General features: G+C 58.7%; 15 protein-coding genes, 1 other RNA gene and 2 pseudogenes. 10 read left to right on the top strand and 8 right to left on the bottom strand.

The annotated features are described in order from the left end of the window. The first annotated feature begins 222 nt into the window (after positions 1 to 222). Positions 223 to 2,948, top strand: a pseudogene (locus LRS56_21695) (LuxR C-terminal-related transcriptional regulator). Positions 2,949 to 2,988: 40 nt separating this feature from the next. Here the strand turns inward: LRS56_21695 and LRS56_21690 are convergent. From LRS56_21690 to LRS56_21680, 3 genes are read right to left on the bottom strand one after another with little or no spacing between them, the layout of a single operon-like run. Beyond that, positions 2,989 to 3,765 (bottom strand): PP2C family serine/threonine-protein phosphatase, encoded by a 777-nt coding sequence (locus tag LRS56_21690; protein ID WDU61416.1) that lies wholly within the window; start codon positions 3,763 to 3,765, stop codon positions 2,989 to 2,991. Positions 3,766 to 3,770: 5 nt separating this feature from the next. After that, the gene (locus LRS56_21685; protein WDU61415.1) at positions 3,771 to 4,445 is read right to left on the bottom strand and encodes a VWA domain-containing protein; all 675 of its coding nucleotides are present in this window, start codon (positions 4,443 to 4,445) and stop codon (positions 3,771 to 3,773) included. Between the two features lie 22 nt (positions 4,446 to 4,467). Further along, the gene (locus tag LRS56_21680) at positions 4,468 to 6,351 is read right to left on the bottom strand and encodes a hypothetical protein (GenBank protein WDU61414.1); all 1,884 of its coding nucleotides are present in this window, start codon (positions 6,349 to 6,351) and stop codon (positions 4,468 to 4,470) included. Positions 6,352 to 6,545: 194 nt separating this feature from the next. Between LRS56_21680 and LRS56_21675 the strand changes: the two genes are divergently transcribed. Together LRS56_21675 and LRS56_21670 are read left to right on the top strand one after the other, a co-directional pair. After that, positions 6,546 to 7,190: an MBL fold metallo-hydrolase gene (locus LRS56_21675; GenBank protein WDU61413.1), complete on the top strand. Its 645-nt coding sequence runs from the start codon at positions 6,546 to 6,548 to the stop codon at positions 7,188 to 7,190. Between the two features lie 226 nt (positions 7,191 to 7,416). Further along, positions 7,417 to 8,190 (top strand): OmpA family protein, encoded by a 774-nt coding sequence (locus LRS56_21670; protein WDU61412.1) that lies wholly within the window; start codon positions 7,417 to 7,419, stop codon positions 8,188 to 8,190. A 64-nt stretch (positions 8,191 to 8,254) separates the two neighbouring features. Here the strand turns inward: LRS56_21670 and LRS56_21665 are convergent. Further along, positions 8,255 to 9,896 (bottom strand): annotated as a pseudogene (locus tag LRS56_21665) (methyl-accepting chemotaxis protein). Between the two features lie 670 nt (positions 9,897 to 10,566). Here LRS56_21665 and LRS56_21660 point away from each other — a divergent pair. Genes LRS56_21660 through LRS56_21645 form a run of 4 tightly spaced genes read left to right on the top strand, consistent with a single transcriptional unit; the run spans position 10,567 to position 14,073 of the window. Continuing rightward, positions 10,567 to 11,148 carry a cytochrome c gene (locus LRS56_21660; protein WDU61411.1) on the top strand — a complete coding sequence of 194 codons (582 nt, stop codon included), beginning with the start codon at positions 10,567 to 10,569 and terminating at the stop codon, positions 11,146 to 11,148. Further along, positions 11,135 to 11,914 (top strand): cytochrome c, encoded by a 780-nt coding sequence (locus LRS56_21655; GenBank protein ID WDU61410.1) that lies wholly within the window; start codon positions 11,135 to 11,137, stop codon positions 11,912 to 11,914. The genes LRS56_21660 and LRS56_21655 overlap by 14 nt, the downstream gene beginning before the upstream one ends. 3 nt (positions 11,915 to 11,917) lie before the next feature. Further along, the gene (locus tag LRS56_21650) at positions 11,918 to 12,442 is read left to right on the top strand and encodes a sugar dehydrogenase complex small subunit (protein WDU61409.1); all 525 of its coding nucleotides are present in this window, start codon (positions 11,918 to 11,920) and stop codon (positions 12,440 to 12,442) included. Further along, positions 12,439 to 14,073 carry a GMC family oxidoreductase gene (locus LRS56_21645; GenBank protein ID WDU61408.1) on the top strand — a complete coding sequence of 545 codons (1,635 nt, stop codon included), beginning with the start codon at positions 12,439 to 12,441 and terminating at the stop codon, positions 14,071 to 14,073. Before LRS56_21650 ends, LRS56_21645 begins: the two co-directional genes overlap by 4 nt. 71 nt (positions 14,074 to 14,144) lie before the next feature. Here LRS56_21645 and LRS56_21640 read toward each other — a convergent pair whose 3' ends face one another. From LRS56_21640 to LRS56_21625, 4 genes are all read right to left on the bottom strand, one after another. Next, the gene (locus LRS56_21640) at positions 14,145 to 14,726 is read right to left on the bottom strand and encodes a BON domain-containing protein (GenBank protein ID WDU61407.1); all 582 of its coding nucleotides are present in this window, start codon (positions 14,724 to 14,726) and stop codon (positions 14,145 to 14,147) included. After that, positions 14,723 to 15,316 carry a phosphoheptose isomerase gene (locus tag LRS56_21635; protein ID WDU61406.1) on the bottom strand — a complete coding sequence of 198 codons (594 nt, stop codon included), beginning with the start codon at positions 15,314 to 15,316 and terminating at the stop codon, positions 14,723 to 14,725. Before LRS56_21635 ends, LRS56_21640 begins: the two co-directional genes overlap by 4 nt. 92 nt (positions 15,317 to 15,408) lie before the next feature. Then, on the bottom strand, positions 15,409 to 15,780 hold the full coding sequence (locus LRS56_21630; GenBank protein WDU61405.1) for a YraN family protein: 372 nt from the start codon (positions 15,778 to 15,780) through the stop codon (positions 15,409 to 15,411). Beyond that, complete coding sequence (locus tag LRS56_21625) at positions 15,780 to 17,591, bottom strand: penicillin-binding protein activator (GenBank protein WDU61404.1); 1,812 nt, start codon at positions 17,589 to 17,591, stop codon at positions 15,780 to 15,782. The genes LRS56_21630 and LRS56_21625 overlap by 1 nt, the downstream gene beginning before the upstream one ends. A 176-nt stretch (positions 17,592 to 17,767) precedes the next feature. On the opposite strand from LRS56_21625, the gene rsmI reads away from it, so the two are divergent. The 3 genes from rsmI (at position 17,768) to mraZ (ending at position 19,933) form a co-directional block, all read left to right on the top strand. Continuing rightward, complete coding sequence (rsmI, locus tag LRS56_21620) at positions 17,768 to 18,673, top strand: 16S rRNA (cytidine(1402)-2'-O)-methyltransferase (GenBank protein WDU61403.1); 906 nt, start codon at positions 17,768 to 17,770, stop codon at positions 18,671 to 18,673. A gap of 96 nt (positions 18,674 to 18,769) precedes the next feature. Next, positions 18,770 to 19,122, top strand: an RNA gene (gene rnpB, locus LRS56_21615) — RNase P RNA component class A. Between the two features lie 355 nt (positions 19,123 to 19,477). Then, on the top strand, positions 19,478 to 19,933 hold the full coding sequence (mraZ, locus tag LRS56_21610; GenBank protein ID WDU61402.1) for a division/cell wall cluster transcriptional repressor MraZ: 456 nt from the start codon (positions 19,478 to 19,480) through the stop codon (positions 19,931 to 19,933). Positions 19,934 to 19,935: the final 2 nt, after the last annotated feature.

The raw sequence follows: 19,935 nt of genomic DNA, 5'->3' as shown, positions 1-19,935 counted from the left end.
CATAGCTGTCGCCAAATGTGGGAGGGGCTTGCCCCCGATAGCGGTCTGACAGTCAAAAGATGCATCGACTGATCCGCCGCCATCGGGAGCCAGCCCCCTTCCACATTTTTTGTCGCAGTTCTTTTTCAGGCAAATGTTGCAAAGATCTACAAACCTGCCGCTTTTACCGCTAGTCTGCGGACATCTGCAGTGCCGACTACAGCCTTCTACAAGAGCCCGGCGATGACTGATCTGTCCCGAATTCAAGGGCCTGCCAGCGCGGTAATTCCAGCTCTGGAAGGTCGCTTCTACAGGCCACCGCTGCCTGACGGCTACGTGCTGCGGCCGCGCCTGTGCGAACGGCTGGCCGGCGGGCTGGAAGGGCGACTGTTGCTGGTCAGCGCACCGGCGGGGTTCGGCAAGAGTTCGTTGGCGGTAGAGTTCTGCCAGAGCCTGCCGGCTCACTGGCAAAGCCTGTGGCTGGGCCTGAGCCCCCGGGACAATGACCCCGGCCGCTTCCTCGAGCGCCTGCTCGACGGCTTGCAGCAATACTTCCCGCAACTCGGTGCCCAATCCCTGGGTCTGCTGAAAATGCGTCAACGCCATCAGCCCTTCGCCTTTGAAGAATGGCTCGATGGCCTGCTCGATGAGCTGACCGCGCACCTCTCTACCCGCGCGCCGCTGTTACTGGTGCTGGATGACTACCATCTGGCCCAGGGTCCGGTGCTCGATCGCTGCCTGCAGTTTTTCCTCAACCATTTGCCCGATGGCCTTCTGGTGCTGGTGACCAGTCGCCAGCGCCCGGACTGGCATCTGGCGCGGCTGCGGCTGTCGCGGCATTTGCTGGAGCTGCATGAACAGGACCTGCGCCTGACCCATGCCGAATCCCTGGCCGTGCTGGACCGTCACAGCAGTTCCTTGCGCGGCGAGGCCCTCGACAACCTGATCCGCCGCAGCGAGGGTTGGGTGGCCGGCCTGCGCTTCTGGCTGCTGGCCGCTTCCGAGGCGGGCAGCGAAGGTACCCTGCCGCAAAGCCTGCACGGTGGCGAAGGGCTGATCCGCGATTACCTGCTCGAAGAGGTGATCGACTGCCTGCCGGCCGAAGTGCAGGCGTTCCTGTTCGACACCGCCCCCAGGAGCGCTTTTGCAGTGAGCTGTGCGACGCCGTGCGGGAGGCCCACGACAGCGCCGAAATCCTGCGTTACCTGCAATCCCACCAAGTGTTTCTGGTGCCGCTGGACGAGCAAGGCCACTGGTTTCGTTATCACCATCTGTTCTCCGACTTGTTGCGCTCCCGGCGCGCCAGCAGCAATGTGCTGCCGGCTGCCAGCCTGCACCTGCGCGCTTGCCGCTGGTTCAATGCCCAGGGCTTGATCGATGAGGCGGTGGAGCAGGCGTTGCGCGCCGGCCACCTGGATGTGGCGGCCAACCTGGTGCAGAACCTGTCCGAAGAGCAACTGCTGGCCGAGCAAAATGTCGGCATGCTGCTGCGTTGGAAAATGGACTTGCCCGACAGCTTGCTGATCAGCACGCCGCGCTTGATCGTGCTGTACAGCTGGGCCCTGGGGCTGGCCTGCCAACTGGACGCGGCGGAGGAATTATCCAGCTATCTCAGCCGTTTCCTGCCAGCGCCGACGGCCACCGCGCAAAAGTCGATGCTGGCTCAATGGCTGGCGTTGAGCGGGATCATCGCGCGCGGGCGAGGGGACCGCGAGCTGACCCAGCGTTATTGCAGCGAAGCCTTGGAAAGCCTGCCGCAACGGCGTTACGGCCAGCGTTTGATGTGCCTGTCGACCCTGTCCAATCTGGCCATTGTCGATGCCGACCTGTGGCGTGCCCGTGGCCTGAATCGCGAATCCTTGGAGCTGGCGCAGCGCGTCGGCAACCCGCTGTTCGAGGCCCTGGCCCATTACGACCGTGCGCGGGTGCTGCAGGCGCGCGGCGAAATCCTGCGTTCCCTGGATGAAGTGCGCCAGGGCCTGCAACGCCTGCATGGCCTGGCGCCGCAACGGCTATACGCGGTGCGTGCGCGGTTGTCGCTCTATGAAGGCTACTTGCTGCTGGTGCGGTTCCAGACCGAAGCCGGGCTTGCCCGCCTGCGAGCGGGCCTCGCCGAAGCCCGCGCCTGCCGCGATATCAGCGTGTTGATCGGGCATTGCGTGATTGCCAGTTTCGAAGGGCGGCGCGGTGACTTTCCCACAGCCTTCGCCGAACTCGCTGAAGCCGAACGCTTGATGCACATCTGGGACGTGCCGCCGATCTACTACTTGGCGATGATCACCCTGATCAAATGCGAATTGTGGCTGGCCCAGGGCCGCACCGACCTGGCCGACGCCTGGCTGACCCGCCTGGGGCAAACCTACAACGGTGAACATGCCGCCGCGGCGCCGGAGTTTCATCCGCATTTGCCGCAACATATCGGGCTGCAACAGGCGGCGCTGGATGCCACTCGCTATCAAACCGATGCTGCCCTGCAACGGCTCGAGGCGTTGGCGCAACAGGCGCACAACAGCGGGCGCCAGATGATTGCCCTGATGGCCCTGACCCAACAGGCGCAATTGCTGCTGGACAGCGGCCAGGAAGCCAAGGCGCGGGCGGTTTTTGCCCGAGCCCTTGAGGCGGGCGCAGGCGGCGCGCTGCAACCCTTCCAGCGGCTGTTGGAAAGCCATCCGGAATGGATGCGCGAGCGACTCGGCAAGGACTCCGATGGCCTGCTGAACCAGAGCCTCATGGCGCAGCTGCCCGCCACCGCCGTCATCGAAACCCCCGCTAACCATGAAACCTTGAGCGCCCGGGAGCTCGCGGTATTGCAGCTCATCGCTGAGGGCTGCTCCAACCAGGAAATCAGCAACCGGCTGTTCATCTCCCTGCACACGGTCAAGACCCACGCGAGCCATATCAACAGCAAGCTGGGGGTCGAGCGACGTACGCAGGCAGTGGCGCGGGCGCAGGAGATGGGGTTGTTGTGAGGCTTCAAAAATTTGCCGACCAGGGATGGAAAACTTCTGATTATTGCGTCTGACGCAGTACCGACAGCAGTCCAACCGCGCAGTCATCCGAGGTTTTACTGGCAATGGAGTCGCCGAGGTTACCCTCTAGAACCGCTTTCATTTTTTTCCTTGGTAAGCGGATATTCCATTCCAATAATTTCTTGATAGCGGGTGCAGGTGTTGTAGTGACTTTTTGGTAAAGGCTTTCTGCTGCCCCGTCACTCATGATCATGAATCCCGCATGATCCTGAGTTAGGCCACAATAAATTCGTAGTCTAGGTACGGCGCGTGGGTCCGTGACAAATACTGTGGTATTTGTGAACTCGCCGTTATCCGGGAGTGAAAGTACGTGGGCCTGTCCTTCTGAATCAACCATCGCTATAAGCCCGTCTCCCAAGTGAGCAGCCAAATAACGTCCATGGCTGTGCGCGACAAACAACAGTGTGCTTGCCAGGTCATCAGCATTGCATTCCAGCTCCACAGCCTTCAGTTGTAGAGCTTTCATGCATCGGGAGATAACTTCTTCGGCAGCCGTCACGGGGTTGTTTTCAGCCATTTTCCACAGTGTTTCGAAGTGCCTGCAAATATAAGCCAGCATCGTATTCACTACGACCTTCGCTCCCTCCTCGGATCTGGATCGGGATCCTGCACCATCAGCAAGCGCAATACATGTGATCCCCTTCACGCGCCGGGCGGCTACAAAGTCTTGGCAAGGGGTTTGCGTTTTCGCGTGCGAACTGCCTGCGATGAACGCGCAGGCAGTAAGAGCACGGTAATCTAGAACGGTGCTGGTCATGGTTTTTAGATGTGCCCCCAGGCGGCGATACCGGCTGTATCCAGTGTTACTTCATCTCCCGGTGTCGATTGTGAAACGCGTGAAACACTGCGGCTGAGCCAAAGGAAGAATTCGTTGAAGTTCAGGCCCTTCAAGCGAAGTGGTGGGCGTTTCGGTGAAAACTGTTTGAGATACTCAAGGTTGGCTGCCGGACCAATAGCAATCGGGAAAACAGTGAGTGTTCGTTTTTCAGTCAGGCTGACTACTCGAGCGGCTGCTGAAGATATGTCATCTGTAGGTTCCCCATCCGTCATGATGACCATCCAAGGTTGGTAGTAATCAACGCCGGCGCGTTTGTAGTCTTCTTTTCGCGCTTCGAGCAGATCCAGTGCGATGCTGACGCCATGTCCCATGGGTGTCATTCCGCTAGCTACCAAGGGTGGAACGTCCTGGCGTTCAATCGAGTTGAAGTCCAACGATTTTTGGGCGGTGCCACCGAATGTGACGATACAAATCTCAGCGGCATATTGAGCTACTTCATCTGCACGGATAGCGTCGAAAAACATCTGCACACCCGATTGAAGTTCTGCAATTGGCGAACCGTCCATAGAGCCGCTGGTATCCAGCACCAGGCAGATCGGAACCCGCGCTGTTGGGTTTTCGAGGAGGTCTTCCTGACGAAGTACGTAGTCTTCCTGCATGTAATCATCCTTGTGAGAGTGTTTATAAAAAGCGTTTCAGGAGAAGGTTGAGCAACCGGAAAAGAACACTCTTCGCGGAGTCTGGTTTTTTAGCTATCGTTTTTTTGGGTTCTGGCCGAGGTGAAGTAACGTGTCTTTGTGGCTGTCTTATTACAACCTTTGCCGGCGACACAGAGGGCGGGTTACGTGGTATTGGCGGTGCAATAGTTTGGATAGCACGAGGTTGCGTCGGTTTTGTGTGCTGCGGCGCGGCGATTGTTATCGTTGGGGGAGGCGGACGCTGCTGGGCTCGCTCGATTTCCTTCTGGCTTTCACGAGCCATCTCTTCCACATTTGCTCGGCGTTGGCACTGGGAGCAGCGGGTGGATTTTCTTGTGAGTACCCACTTTTTGGATTCAATGTAGGTCTTTTTACAGCTCCCACAGATGGTTTCGACCGGGTCCGATATATGAAAGGCATCAGGAAAAAGGGCATTGGAGCTTTTATTTTGATCCAGTGCAGTCGCGTATAGGTTCAGTTGCTCCAGCCACTTATCAATCTGGGTACGTTGGTTGTCTTCAAAGGTGTTCCCGAAAGCTTGCTTCAGCGTATAAGGCAAATGGCTCCAGATATTCTGCCAGGCCCCTTTTGGTGTCACGGATGTCTTTCCTTTACCGCTGTTCTTTTTGTATCGGTAAGGAAAGTTTCTGTTCTTGATATTTTCCTCTTGTGAGCCACCGCCTTGTTGAGCGTAGGGCGGCTTTCCGGGCAGTAAAATCATGAACAACATTGTTGCGACGGCAAATAACTCATGATCCTTGGTGCGTAAAAAAACCGCGTAATTCTGTCCTTGGAGCTCCGGTGCCGTGTAATTGGGCGTTCCTACCTCGCACGGAAACCCCTCAATTTGAAAGCTGTCTGTGTCCACCATCCAGATGCGTGTACTTTCTTGTGTCACGAGTAAGTTCATCGGATTGATGTCGCCAATAATAATATTGAGCGAATGCAGGTAGTGCACCTGCTTGAGAAACGCTATGCCAATATTGACTAAGTCTTTTCGTGTCCATGAAGGAAATGCTTTTGCCAGCATGGGTTTGCCGAACGCCGAAGATTGTAAGGTTCGGCCATTAGCCATAGGCATCACATAACCGACAAATTGGCCTTCAATATTACGGACCGACTCTGTAGGCCAGCATATACCTTGCTCTACTATCTGACGCGTCACCATCAGTTCGATTTTTTGTTGCCGTCGGATGGTCAGTTTTTCGGCATGATAGATTTTGCACACCTCCCGACCTCCCGGTAAGGCGTAAATCGATCCCTCTCCACCCGAGCTTATAGCTTTGCCAAGCCTTATATGCCTCCCTGATGAACTTATTAGCGCATGGCCTTCCCGTGGGACATTGGTGATTTGAATGGGCGAGTCGGGTCTAGTTGTGGGGGTGGCTGGAAGCTCAAAAGGCATAATTTTTTTTGGGCTTGCAGGACCGGTCCAAAGTTGAGCCCTGACGTTCAGGGCTTTACAGTATGGGAACAGATTTTTATTGTCTGTAAGCAATAGCAAGTCATAGTGGCTGCTGAGCTCTACGCACAGTGGCGCTCTTTGAGGCGTGCTCAATGGTGCACTGCGTTTGATTGCGAATATCGACTGCCCCTCAAAAGCGAATTCTGCTAACAGATCGCCAGGCTTTAATACGAGGCCTTTCGGAAGCTTTTCATGAAAACGTGAGTTTTTATTGGAAAAGTAGTTAAGAAGGCTGGCACCTGAGTCGGGTTGATTGTTTCCCTTGGCACGAGTGATTAGCTCTTCAAGGGCGGCGTAAGTCACAAACGGCAGTCCCTTTTTCCGATGGATACGACGGACAATGTCTGGATCCCGAAGCAGGAGGCTGTGATCGATGAGTACGTGCTCTGCGGTTGTGGTCATGGCTTCCGGTTGCCTTGTCTCAATCTGATCCATTGCGGTATGGGTATCCGCTTTTTCAATTGCTCTCTCAGGCCGCAGCTCAGTTCTTGCCAGACGATTCGAGTCGGCTATAGCCGCGAATTACCAACTGCGTGACTACAGTCTCTGTGTCAATTAGTGTGCCGCCGTGAACAACGAACTTTACAGGAACGTTTATGGATGCTGCAAAGCTCTTACTGATCCGCGAAACCTTCCCCGTCGGCCCGTTGCAGTGCAACTGCACCATCATCGGCGACCCCATCACCAAAAAAGCCATCGTGGTCGACCCGGGCGGCAACCATGAGCTGATCCTGGCCCGCCTCGATGCGCTGGGCCTGAAGGTGGTGAGCATCATCCACACCCACGCCCATCTTGATCATTTCCTGGCGTCTGGCCAGTTGAAAGAAAAAACCGGCGCCACCCTGCACCTGCACAAGGAAGATCAGTTCCTCTGGGACAATCTGGAAATGCAGTGCCAGATGTTTCGCGTGCCTTATACGCCGGTGCCGTCGCCGGATCGCTGGCTGGAACATGACGAGGAGTTGGCCTGCGGTTGCGGGGTGGCGTTGCACACGCCGGGCCATACGCCGGGCTCGATGAGCTTCTGGTTTGCCGATGCCAAGCTGCTGATCGCCGGGGATACGCTGTTTCGCCGTGGCGTGGGCCGTACGGATTTGTGGGGTGGGGATCAGGCGACCATCGTGCGTTCGATCAGGCAGCGGCTGTACACGCTGGACGAAGGCGCGACCGTGGTGGCAGGGCACGGGCCGGATACGCGGCTGGGGGATGAGATGCGCGAGAACCCGTTTGTCCGCGCATGATGGGGCGCCCGGCAACGGGTCTTGAAGGAGACGTGTTGTAGCAAAAAACACAGGTCGCATTCAGGATCTGTCTGCTACGGTTTGTGTAGCGGCGAAGCTGGCCAATGTTTTGTTACAGCTCACAACGCCGCCATGGAATTTTTGCCGTTTGTCGCGTTCCAAGCTCGGCACAGGTCCATTGCCAATGTCCTTTGCACCACAGAATGCAAATGTAGGAGCTACCCTAATGTTCACTTCGCGTCGTCTGCTTGTTGTCGCTACAGTCGTGGCCCTGTTATCCGGCTGCGCTTCACCTAATCCTTATGACGGCAGCAGCCAGGGGCAGGCGAGTAATGAATCCGGCGGGATGAGCAAGACCGCCAAGTACGGTGGCCTGGGTGCCCTGGCCGGTGCATTGGCAGGTGCGGCCATCGACCATAACAACCGTGGCAAAGGCGCGCTGATCGGTGCTGTGGTTGCCGGTGCAGGCGCAGCAGGTTACGGCTACTACGCCGACCAGCAGGAAAAGAAACTGCGCGAAAGCATGGCCAATACCGGGGTTGAAGTTCAGCGCCAGGGCGACCAGATCAAGCTGATCATGCCCGGCAACATCACCTTCGCGACCAACTCGGACGCGATCTCCAGCAGCTTCTACACGCCGCTGAACAACCTGGCCAACTCGCTCAAGCAATTCAACCAGAACACCATCCAGATCGTGGGTTACACCGACAGCACCGGCAGCCGCCAGCTGAACATGGACCTGTCCCAGCGTCGTGCACAGAGCGTGGCCAATTACCTGACCTCCCAGGGCGTCAGCGCTGCCAACCTGAGTGCTCGTGGTGCCGGCCCGGATAACCCGATCGCCAGCAACGCCGACGTCAACGGCCGCGCCCAGAACCGTCGCGTAGAAGTGAACCTCGGCCCGATCCCTGGCCAGCAGTACGGCCAGCCAGGCGCCCAGCAACAGGCGCCACAGCAGAACAACCAGTTCCAGGGCAACCCGTACTCGCAATACCAGTAATCGCTGGTAAATAAAAGGGCGCCGTGCAGTCAATGCACGGCGCCCTTTTTTGCGGCTCGGTGTTTTACAGGCGGAAACGACTGACAAGGGTGTTGAACGAGATCGCCAGCTTCGACAGCTCCTGGGTCGATGCATTGGTTTGATGTGCGCCGGCGGCTGTTTGTGTCGACAGGTCCTGGATATTCACCAGGTTGCGGTCGACCTCGCGTGCCACATGGGCCTGTTCTTCCGAAGCGGTGGCGATCACCAGATTGCGCTCGTTGATCTGGGAAATGCCGTCGGCGATCTGTTCCAGCGCCTTCGCCGGTGGCCTGGGCGAGGGTCTGAGTGTCATTGACCAGTGCCTGGCTCTTGCCCATGGCGCCCACGGCCTGGTCGGCGCTGGTTTGCACGCCGTTGATCATGCCTTCGATCTCCCCGGTCGACGCCTGGGTGCGGGCGGCGAGGGCGCGCACTTCGTCGGCAACCACGGCAAAACCGCGGCCCTGCTCACCGGCCCTCGCGGCCTCGATGGCGGCGTTGAGTGCCAGCAGGTTGGTCTGCTCGGCAATGCCGCGGATCACGTCGAGCACTTTGCCGATATCGCGTACCTGGCCGGCAAGGTCCTTGACCATGGTGGTCGATGAGTCGATTTCGCTGGTGGCATGGTTGATCGCCGTGACCGCCTTGCGCGCCTGGTCGCGGCCATTGGTGGCTTGCTGGCTGGTGGCGTGCGAAGCCTCGGAGGTGGACACCGCATTGCGCGCCACTTCCTCCACCGCTGATGTCATCTCGGTGACCGCCGTTGCGGCCTGTTGAATCTCATCGTTCTGGCGAACCAGGCTACGGCTGCCGTTCTCGGTGACCGCCGTCAGCTCTTCCGCCGCGGAGGCGAGTTGGTCTGATGCGCTGGCAATTTGCTGGATGGTTTGTTTCAAGCTCGACTGCATATCGCCCAAGGCGCTCAGCAGTTGGCCGGTTTCGTCGCGGCCGCTGCTCACGATGGCTTGGGTCAGATCGCCATCGGCAATGCGCCGTGCGCTGGTCATGGCGGTAGCGATCGGGCGACTGATCAGGCGGCTGATAAACAGGCCCAACAGAATCGCTGCAACAAACGCCAGGACGATGCCCGAGTACAGCGTGTTCTTGGCCGAAGCCTCCTGGGCGGTGGCGTCCTTGGCGCTTTCTGCAACCTGGCGGTCATTGGAGTCGACCATGATCGTCAGCTCATCCATCACCGTGCGGTAGCTTTTTTGCAGGTCGCCGAACAACAGTGCGCGGGCTTTTTCCAGGTCGTGGGCCTGCAACAGGGCAACGTATTGCTGGAGCATTGCCTGATACGCAGGCCAGTCGCGCTCCATTTTATCGCCGGCCACACGCTCGTCATCGGCAAGCGGTCTCTGGCGATAAAGGGCAAATGCCTGCTCACTGGCCAGCCGGTTGGCATTCATGGAGGCGATGAATTCGTCTTTGACGTTCTGCGGCGCGTCGCTGGCATACGCAGCGTAGAGCCGGTAGAGGTCGCGGCTCTGGCCTACGGCTTTGGTCTTGGTCTGGGCGGTGTTCGAGACGGCGACCAGGTTATTGGTGAACACCAGCCTCAGGCTTTCCGACAGCGCAGACACCCCCCGGCTTCCCAGCACGCCGACGCCCAAGGTGATCAGGGCACAGAGTGAGAAGGAGGTGATCAGTTTGGTCGAGAGTTTTGCGTCGTTAAGCCAGCTCATCGGTTCATCCTGGAAAGATGCTGATTGAATTCATCAACGAAGTGAGGGCCGACACCGGGGTGGATGGCGGCAGTTGTCGTACTTCTATCGACAGCTGCGTCCAGGACTGAAGGGTTACTGGATATTTCGAGTGGTTTAAACGCTCTAAAACGGGGGTTTTGGAGGGTTTTACGGGGTTTTAACGCATTGAATTCACTGCGCCCCTATGAACCGCCAATGAAGATTCGAGAGGATTTTTAATAACAAAAAACCTTATTTATCAAATAGATAATTGATATTTGTAGCCTTTTCAGTTTTTCCAGAAAACTGGAGATGACAGCACATGCGTCCAAGCATGCTGAAAATTTACCAAAATCCGCCCTGTTTCTGCAAAAAACTCATTAGTGTTGCCCTGGCCAATACTCATATCGCGCCGAGAAGGCTGATCTAGACGCTTCTCTCAAAAGCACAGATTGATGGCTAATGGCCTTTTAATCTGTTGCCAAATATTGCTTGGCATGAAATATTCGCGCCTTCTCGTCATATGACGTCTGATAACAACATGAATTATTCGATAAGCCGCTAGAGCTTACGAATCCGTGAAAGCCATGAGTGCAGTTGCGTAGGGTAAACAGACATGCCGCGTAAAACGGTTGGGCAAAAAGGCATCAGGCATGCCTTGGCGGGCGTCTTGACGCTTGTCGTATGGGGGGCCGGGAGTGCGTCTGGTCAAGCACTGGAGGCCACGGCGTCAGCCGGCAAGCGCCTGGCGGTTGCAGCGGATTGCGTGGCATGCCACACCGCGCCAGGCGGGCAGCCCTTTGCCGGTGGCTACCCGCTCAGCTCGCCGATGGGGGTGATTTATTCGACCAACATCACGCCCTCCAAAACAGCGGGTATCGGTGGCTACACCGCCGAGCAGTTTGCCCGTGCGGTCAGAGATGGGGTGACGCCGGACGGCACCCATCTCTACCCGGCCATGCCGTACACCTCCTACGCGAAGATGACCGACACCGATGTGGCGGACCTCTACCAGTACTTCATGCACGAAGTGCAGCCCGTCGACGCGACGGCTCCCAAGACCGACCTCGACTTCCCGTTCAATATCCGCGCCTCCATGCTCGGCTGGAACGCCTTGTTTCACAGCCAGAAACGCTTCACGCCGGACCCCGCAAAATCCGCTCAGGTGAACCGGGGCGACTACTCTGGTCAATGCCCTGGCCCACTGCGACACCTGCCACACCCCGCGCAATGTGCTGATGGCTGCCGATAACAGCAAGCCCCTCGCCGGCGGCGCGTTAGGCAGCTGGTATGCACCCAATATCACCGCTGACAAAACCAGTGGCATCGGCGCGTGGTCCAGCGATGAGCTGGTGGCGTACCTGCGTACTGGCCATGTTGAAGGCAAGGCGCAAGCCGCCGGGCCGATGGCCGAGGCGGTCGAACACAGCCTGCAACACCTGGACGATGTCGACCTTATGGCCATCGCTGCCTACCTGCTGCAGACCCAGCCGATCAACACCGGCGAGTCCAAGGCACGCCATGCGTTCGGCCAGGCTTCCAGTGATGAGCTGACCCTGCGTGGCGGCAAACCGGAAGATAATCCGGGCTGGCATATCTTCAGCGGCACCTGCGCCAACTGCCATCAGGCAAACGGCCAAGGCACGCGGGAGTACCCGTCGCTGTTCCACAACACGGCCACCAGCCGCAGCGACAACCTGATCGCGGCGATCGTCTACGGCGTACACCGCGAAGTCGACGGTGTCGCCATCGATATGCCGGCCTTCGGCCCGGATGCGCTGTTCACCGACCGCCTCAACGACCAGCAGATCGCCGATGTGAGCAACTATGTGCTTTCCCGATACGGCAATGACGCGCTGACGGTCACCGCAGCCGATGTGGCCCAGGTTCGCGAAGGTGGGCCCAAGGCGCCGTTGGCGGTGATGGCCACGTTCACGGTCCCGGCCATCGTCATCGCCTGCATCCTGATTGCCTTGGCGGCGATCGTTATTGTCCGTCGGCGACGTCGGGAGGTTTGAATCATGGACTCATCAATCAATGCACTGGCGCTTTCTCGTCGCAGCCTGCTGCGCGGTTCGGTCACCCTGGGGCTGACCGCCCTGGTCGGCGGTTTGATGCCATGGCAATCGGCCCTGGCTGCCGCCCAAACGGACGCGGATTTCGCGGCCTTGTCGCAGTTTCTGGTCAGCCGCCCGGTCAGCTCGGTTCTGGCCGCACGCTACTACGCAGCGCTGGACAAACGTGCGCCAAATTTCTCGACCAATGTGATCGCCCTCAAGCAACTGGTCGCCGAGCGTGGCCTCAAGCACGTCGATGACTACCTGGCGCTGGCCGACGCGGACCCCTCGTTGAAGGCGACGGCCACCAGCATCATTTCGGCCTGGTATTTGGGCATTGTCGGCGAGCCGGTCGACGCCGAGCTGATCAGCTACAGCGAAGCGCTGATGTACCGGCCGACCCACGGCACCCTCATCATCCCTACTTACGGTGGCGGCCCGGATTCATGGGGTCCCAAACCTAAAGCGCCACAGGATTTCAAACTATGAGCAACGCTGATTTCGATGCCGACGTAGTCATCATCGGTTCCGGTGTGATGGGCGGGCTGATTGCGACCGGACTGGCCAAGGCCAATAAATCGGTGATCGTTCTTGAGGCTGGCCCCCGGGTCAATCGCCGGGACGTCGTGGAAACCTTCCGCAATGCACCGGTCAAGCTGTCGCTGGCCAACGCCAAACTGCAGGGCGCGGGCTCGCCGTACCCGAGCCTGCCGCATGCGCCGTCGACCTATGGCGATTACTTGCAGCAGGTCGGGCCGGTCAAATACAACACGTCGTACCTGCGGGTGGTGGGCGGTACCACGTGGCACTTCGGTTCATCGTTGTGGCGTATGCTGCCGAACGATTTTCGCTTGAAGTCGTTGTATGGTCGCGGCCGTGACTGGCCGATCAGCTACGACGAGCTTGAGCCGTTCTATGCACGTGCCGAAACCGAATTGGGCGTCTCCGGCGTCGATGGCCAGGACGAAAGCGGGCAGGGCGGTGATGCTTTCCCGCCGCGTTCGATTCCGTACCCCATGGAAGGGCTCAAGCCCAGCTATATGTTCACCCGGCTTTCGGAGATGCTCGGCAAGGGCGGCTATAACCCGATCCTTGAGCCCAATGGTCGCGCCACCCGCCCTTACGGCAAGCGACCGCCGTGCGCCGGCAATAACAATTGCAACCCGGTGTGCCCGATTGCCGCCAAGTACGACGGCTCGATGCATATCGACGAGGCGGAGCGTCATGGCGCCAAGGTCCTGGAAAACTCGGTGGTGTACAAAATCGAGGCGGGGGACGACGGCAAGATCACCGCAATCTGGTACATGCGCCCTGACAAATCGACCCACAAGCTGACGGCGCGTTATTTTGTGCTGGCCGCCTACGGCATCGAGTCGCCCAAGCTGCTGCTGATGTCCACGTCCGACAAATACCCCAACGGCATTGCCAACTCGTCGGACCAGGTCGGTCGAAACCTGATGGACCACACCGGCATCAGCATGAACGTCATGACCAAGGAAGACATGTGGCCGGGCGAAGGCCCCACGCAACTGCTGGTGTACCTGAACAGCCGCGACGGCGCATTCCGCAAGGACTACCCGGGCTACAAGATCAAGGTGCGCAACACGGTCCCGACGTCGCAGATTACCTCCAACCTGATTGCCAAGGGGGTGCTGGGTTCCAAGCTGGATGAGCAGATCCGCTTGCAGTCGGCGCGCTCGCTGAACTGGGCGGTGGACTTCGAAACCCTGCCGCTGCCGGAAAACCGCGTAACGCCGAGCAAAACCAAGTTTGACGCGATTGGCCTGCCGGTGCCGGAGATCTACTACAGCGTTCCTGACTACTGGCATGCCGGTAAAGAGAAGGCGCTGGAGGACTTCAAGCGGTTCGCCACGCTGCTGGATGCGGACATCCTCAGCACCGATGTCGGATTCCAGAACCGTCAGCACATCATGGGCACGACCATCATGGGCGATGATCCCAAGGACTCGGTGGTGGACCGCGATTGCCGCAGCCATGACCACGCCAACCTGTTTATTGCGGGCACGAGCGTGATGCCGTCCTCGTCCTGCGTGAACCCGACGCTCACCGGTGCAGCCTTGAGTATTCGCATTGCCGATGTGTTGGTGAGCGAAGTCTGAGGCGTCAATCGACGCACAAAAAAAGCCCCCTGGCGCCTGAGGCGCAGGGGGCTTTTTCGTAGGGCTTTACATCAGTCGATGTACTCGAACACTTTTACAATTTTCTGCACGCCCGACACACCCTGTACCAGGTTGGCGGCGCGGGTGGCTTCGGCCTGGGTCAGCAGGCCCATCAGGTACACAATGCCGTTGTCGGTGACGACTTTGATGCGCGAGCCAGGGATCGCGTTGTCGGTCAGCATCTGCGCCTTGATCTTGGTGGTCAGCAGTGCGTCATTGCTGATGGCCAGCAATGTGATCGGGTCCATCACCTGCAATTCGTTATGCACTTTCTTGACCCGCTGCACGGCCGCGGCGGCTTGTTCGGCCTGGGCCTTGAGGTCGGCACGTGGGGTTTGGCCGGCGAGCAGCACTACGCCATTGAAGCTGGTCACGACGATGCGCGATGCGCCATTGCCCAGGTCCGTGGCGGCCTTGGCAACATTCACTTCTACTTTGGTTTCGATCAGCGAGTCATCAATCTTGCTGCCGAAGGTGCGGGTACCCTTGTCGTCCTGGATGGGGGTGTCACGTGTCGCGGTGATGGCCGTGCTGCAACCGCTGAGGCCGAGGCACAGCGCAATAGCCAATAGGCTGAGACGTTTAACGGTCATTCTTCACTCCCGAACAGTTGGCTGTCGATCAGATCGCACAGGCAGTGGATCGTCAGCAGGTGGACTTCCTGAATACGTGCGGTGACATTGGCCGGGACGCGAATTTCCACGTCCTCGGGCAGCAGCAGCGAGGCCATGCCGCCGCCATCGCGTCCGGTCAATGCTACGACAATCATTTCGCGATCATGTGCGGCCTGGATCGCTTGAATAATGTTCGCCGAGTTGCCGCTGGTGGAAATTGCCAGCAACACATCACCCGGTTGGCCCAGGGCGCGGATCTGTTTGGAAAAGATTTCGTTGTAGCTGTAGTCGTTGGCGATCGAGGTGATCGTCGACGAATCGGTGGTCAACGCGATGGCCGGCAGGCTCGGGCGCTCACGTTCGAAGCGGTTGAGCAGCTCGGACGAGAAATGCTGAGCATCGCCGGCCGAACCGCCGTTGCCGCACGAAAGCATTTTGCCCTCGTTGAGCAATGCGTTGACCATGACCTGACTGGCTTGCTCGATGTGCGGTGCAAGTACGTCCATCGCCTGTTGCTTGGTGTCGATGCTGGCCTGGAAAAGCTGGCGAATTCGGGATTGCATGTCCATCTGTGTGACCTTAAGTAGCGCGGCTGTTTGGCACAGGAATGTGCAGCCCGCAAAGCAAAGAGCAAAAGTGTGTGGTGAAAATGTCCGGTGAATCAGCTGTCGAAGGCATCTTTGAGCCAGTTCAGATCAGCCTGACCAGACGGTGTGCTTTCTATGGCAACCACATCGAAACGGCAGGGGGCGTCGGCCCAGCGATGCTCTTTTTGCAGGTAGTACTGCGCAGCGAGTATCAGCTTCTGACGCTTGCGCCCGTCGATACTGGCGAGCGCGCCACCCCATTGTGCGTGTTTTCTGTAGCGGACTTCGACGAATACTACTGTATCGCCGTCAAGCATGACCAGATCAAGCTCGCCGCGTTTACACAACCAGTTCTGCGCCAGAAGGCGCAGACCCTGTTGTTGCAGGTATTTCAAAGCTTGAAGTTCGGCATCCTTGCCGCTTTGTGCGCTGGACCGCTCGGGCATCAGCGCGGGGTGTCCGGCAGGCGCTGGATATCGCCGCCGACAAACTTGGCCCATGGCATCTGGCGATCAACGCGCTGGTTGGCGCTGATCCCCAGGCTGCCCGAAAGGCCGTCAACCCGTGTATCCGGCAGCGCCTTGAGTTGGCCCAGGCGGGGTGCCAGGCGGTAGGCGTCGACACCCATCGCGTACAGGCGGCCGAGGCTGCCATTGGCTTGCGGCCATTGTGCGGCAACCTGGTTGCGCAGCGGGTCGGTGGTGTTGAGCAGCCAAGGGGTTTCACAGAACATCACGTTGGTCATGTCCAGGTACTGGTTCTTGTCACCGCTGGCGCTGAACACGTGGGACGTCGCGTACACAGGCACATCACCGGCGTACTGGAAGTTCAGGGTCGGCTTGATCTGCTGGGCCAATTGCGGGGTCACGGCCAGGAAGATGAACTCGATGTCCTGGCGACGCGAAGGCTGCGCGGCGACGTCGGTACCGACGGTGCTTTGCAGGCTCTTGGCGCGGCCTTCGCTTTTACGCAGCTGGAACAGGTCGGCAATCTGCTGGGCGAGGGCAACCGGCTGGTCGACATACTCCACACCTACCACCGTGCCGCCATTGGCTTCCCAGTCCTGGCGGAACGCTTTGTAGACACGCTCACCCCATTCGCCACGCGGCACCATCGCTGCAGCACGATGCAGGCCATCGGCGCGGGCGCGGCGCGACACTTCGCGGGCTTCGTCTTCAGCGGCCAGGCCGAATTGGAACAACTGCGCCGGGCTACGATCAGTCTCGCTGTAGTTGAGCGCAAGGGTGGTAATCGGCAATTGCGGGCGGGCGCTGAGCTGTTTGACCAGCGGTTTTTCCAACGGGCCGACCACCAGTTGCACGCCGGCAGCCTGGGCCTTGGCGTAGAACTCGTCGATTGAGGTAAGGCGCGAGCTGTCATAGAACTCGATGACCGGCGGCTTCTGCCCGGCTTGTTCAGCCTGGTAGTGGGCGGCCATGAAACCTTCGCGCAGCGCCTTGCCGACGGAAGCCAGCGGGCCGTCCTGGGGCAGCAGCAGGGCGATCTTGTTCAGGGGCTGGCTGGCCAGTTCCTTGAGCTTGGTCAGCGGCGTCGGCAGTTGCACGGCCGCCGGGTGGCCGGGGTTCTGCGCACGCCAGGTGTCGATGGCAGCTTGCTGTTGCTCAAGCGTGCCGGCGCCCTTGACCGATTGGGCCAGGGTGATCCAGCCGTCCAGCACCGGGTTGCCGCTGGCTTGCAGCTGTTCGGCCGGCAGGGCGGCAATCAATGCCCAGATGGCTTCGTGGTTGCTGTTGGCGGCGTCGCCGGTCAGCAGGGGGGCCATGGCGACCCGCTCACGGGCGGCGGCCAGGGTCTGGCCATCGGCTTCGTAAGCACGGGCATGCACGGTGCCGGTCCGGATCTGCTGTTCAGGCGGCAGGTCCTTCAGGCTTTGCAGGCTTGGATGGTTCAAGACGGTCAGCGCGGCCTTGGGCTGGTTGCGCGCCATGGCCAGTTCGGCGGCCAGGGTGCTGGCGAACACTTGCGCCGCCGGCTTGAGCACGTCCAGGGGCACTTGCGCCAGGATCTGCGAGGAGCGACCAGGGTTGTTCTGTTTGTAGGCCAGGTCAGCCGCACTCAGGCGCAGTAGCGCGGCCTTTTCTGGCGTATTGGCGGTTGTGGCCTGTTCGAGCAGTTGCTCGATACTGGCGTCCGGGGTCCGTGGAAGGTCGCCAAGGCTGGACGAGGGCGAGCTGGCACACGCGGCCAGCAAGGCAGCGAGGCAGAGGGCGGAGAGCAGCCGCAGGCAAGCGATCATGTAAGTGTTCCTGATACCGATCAAATTAGCGTGGAATTGTACCCAAGCACTGGCCCAGGCGCGATGTTACTGGTGTGAAACCGTCGATTTAGGTCGTGCAAATGTTGCTATCCGCTATCAACGGCTGAAACGGCATCGGCCTTGATGGCATATTTTCGAAGCGCCTACGCGCTACAATGTGGCTTTTGCCAACCATCGAGGTGTGCGTTTTGACTGCTCCAGGTCCTTTGAATTCCACTGCAGGCTCGCTTTTTGTCGTGGCGACGCCCATTGGCAACCTGGACGACATCAGTGCCCGGGCGCTTAAAGTGTTGCGCGAGGTTAAATTGATCGCGGCCGAAGATACGCGGCACTCCCAGCGATTGATGCAGCATTTTGGTATCAGTACGCCACTGGCGGCCTGTCACGAGCACAACGAGCGCGAAGAAGGCAGCCGTTTTATCGTGCGTTTGCTGGCAGGCGACGATGTGGCGCTGATCTCCGATGCGGGCACACCGCTGATTTCCGACCCTGGCTATCACTTGGTTCGCCAGGCGCGGGCCGCTGGTATCAATGTAGTGCCTGTTCCGGGAGCGTGCGCGCTGATCGCTGCTTTGTCGGCGGCAGGCCTGCCGTCGGACCGGTTTATTTTTGAAGGTTTTCTGCCGGCCAAGGCCGTCGGGCGGCGTGCGCGCCTCCAGGCGTTAAAGGAGGAGCCGCGCACGCTGATCTTCTACGAGGCCCCGCACCGCATTCTTGAATGCCTGCAGGATATGGAGCTGGTCTTCGGTGGTGAGCGCCTGGCGTTGCTGGCCCGCGAGCTGACCAAGACCTTCGAAACCCTCAAGGGCCTGCCGTTGGAAGAGCTGCGCGCGTTCGTCGAAGGCGACAGCAATCAACAGCGTGGCGAGTGCGTGGTGCTGGTGGCAGGCTGGACTGCACCGGAGAGTGAAGACGCCGTGGGCAGCGAGGCGATGCGCATTCTGGACCTGCTGCTCAAGGAAATGCCCCTCAAGCGAGCCGCGGCCCTGGCAGCGGAAATTACCGGCGTGCGCAAGAACCTTTTGTATCAGGCGGCGCTGGATAAACAGAAAGACGAATAGTTCCGGGGTTAAATCTGTATTTCGTCCGAACGTGATGGCATTGCTGCACTTTTAATACTTGTCCTGAGGCCGCCGTGCCGTTAACCTGCGCGGCGGAGAGTCGATTGGACAGTCGCTGCCTTCTATGAAAATTAGGGGGGGAGGAAAGTCCGGGCTCCATAGGGCGAAGTGCCAGGTAATGCCTGGGAGGCGTGAGCCTACGGAAAGTGCCACAGAAAATAACCGCCTAAGCACTTCGGTGCCGGTAAGGGTGAAAAGGTGCGGTAAGAGCGCACCGCACGTCTGGCAACAGTTCGTGGCTAGGTAAACCCCACTTGGAGCAAGACCAAATAGGGTCCCAAGGCGTGGCCCGCGCTGGGACCGGGTAGGTTGCTAAAGATGTCCAGTGATGGCCATCGTAGACGAATGACTGTTCAAGACAGAACCCGGCTTACAGATCGACTCTCCACCTTTTTTCCTTTTGTCCGAATCTCGGGCAGAAACCCGGTAATAACGCAAGAATCCCTCCCTGCCGAATCATTGGCAGATGCATCTTCGTAATACCAAAAAAATCTTACTCTTAATAAATCACTTTAACTTTAAGCCATAGCTCTTTGAGCTATTTGTGCTTACTGGGTCAAAAACATCGCTGAACTCTGGTTTCTCCTCCTTTTACGCTCCTAAATCTCCGTTCTGTAAGGCTTTTCCTTGAATCCGTGCCTTGACGGTGTGGTGGGCGCATTCCTATAGTGTGCGCAAGTGGCGGAAAGTGGCACAAAGTGGGTTTTTTGAACGTAAAACGCTAAAATTTGGAGAAACGCATCTGTGTTTCGCGGAGCTAACGCTATCAGTCTCGATGCAAAAGGCCGTCTCGCTATGCCGAGCCGGTATCGTGACGAGCTGATTTCGCGAAGTTCCGGGCAGTTAATCATCACCATTGATGCCGTTGATCCTTGTTTGTGTGTTTACCCCCTCGATGAGTGGGAGTTGATTGAAACCAAGTTGCGCGCTCTGCCTTCATTGCGTGAAGAAAACCGCCGCCTCCAGCGTTTGCTGATTGGTAATGCCGTCGACCTCGAGCTCGATGGCAGTGGTCGTTTCCTGGTGCCGCCGCGTTTGCGCGAGTACGCCAAGCTGGACAAGCGCGCAATGCTGGTGGGCCAGCTGAACAAGTTCCAATTGTGGGACGAAGATGCCTGGGATGCTGTTTCTGCAGCTGACCTGGCTGCTATTCAACAACCGGGCGCCATGCCTGATGAACTGCGTGATTTGATCCTGTGACT

It is taken from the genome of Pseudomonas poae, assembly GCA_028869255.1.
Taxonomy (GTDB): domain Bacteria; phylum Pseudomonadota; class Gammaproteobacteria; order Pseudomonadales; family Pseudomonadaceae; genus Aquipseudomonas; species Aquipseudomonas poae_C.
Note: the sequence above shows the minus strand (reverse complement) of the source record. Positions and strands in the feature narration are given on the sequence as shown.

What these genes read in the sequence shown, in the direction of transcription:
- LRS56_21680 (WDU61414.1), bottom strand. Translation starts at nt 6,351, where the DNA reads ATGACCACAACCGCAGAGCACGTACTCATCGATCACAGCCTCCTGCTT.
- LRS56_21675 (WDU61413.1), top strand. Translation starts at nt 6,546, where the DNA reads ATGGATGCTGCAAAGCTCTTACTGATCCGCGAAACCTTCCCCGTCGGC.
- LRS56_21670 (WDU61412.1), top strand. Translation starts at nt 7,417, where the DNA reads ATGTTCACTTCGCGTCGTCTGCTTGTTGTCGCTACAGTCGTGGCCCTG.
- LRS56_21655 (WDU61410.1), top strand. Translation starts at nt 11,135, where the DNA reads ATGGCTGCCGATAACAGCAAGCCCCTCGCCGGCGGCGCGTTAGGCAGC.
- LRS56_21630 (WDU61405.1), bottom strand. Translation starts at nt 15,780, where the DNA reads ATGCCCGAGCGGTCCAGCGCACAAAGCGGCAAGGATGCCGAACTTCAA.
- LRS56_21690 (WDU61416.1), bottom strand. Translation starts at nt 3,765, where the DNA reads ATGACCAGCACCGTTCTAGATTACCGTGCTCTTACTGCCTGCGCGTTC.
- LRS56_21685 (WDU61415.1), bottom strand. Translation starts at nt 4,445, where the DNA reads ATGCAGGAAGACTACGTACTTCGTCAGGAAGACCTCCTCGAAAACCCA.
- LRS56_21640 (WDU61407.1), bottom strand. Translation starts at nt 14,726, where the DNA reads ATGACCGTTAAACGTCTCAGCCTATTGGCTATTGCGCTGTGCCTCGGC.
- LRS56_21650 (WDU61409.1), top strand. Translation starts at nt 11,918, where the DNA reads ATGGACTCATCAATCAATGCACTGGCGCTTTCTCGTCGCAGCCTGCTG.
- LRS56_21635 (WDU61406.1), bottom strand. Translation starts at nt 15,316, where the DNA reads ATGGACATGCAATCCCGAATTCGCCAGCTTTTCCAGGCCAGCATCGAC.
- LRS56_21645 (WDU61408.1), top strand. Translation starts at nt 12,439, where the DNA reads ATGAGCAACGCTGATTTCGATGCCGACGTAGTCATCATCGGTTCCGGT.
- LRS56_21625 (WDU61404.1), bottom strand. Translation starts at nt 17,591, where the DNA reads ATGATCGCTTGCCTGCGGCTGCTCTCCGCCCTCTGCCTCGCTGCCTTG.
- rsmI (WDU61403.1), top strand. Translation starts at nt 17,768, where the DNA reads ATGTGGCTTTTGCCAACCATCGAGGTGTGCGTTTTGACTGCTCCAGGT.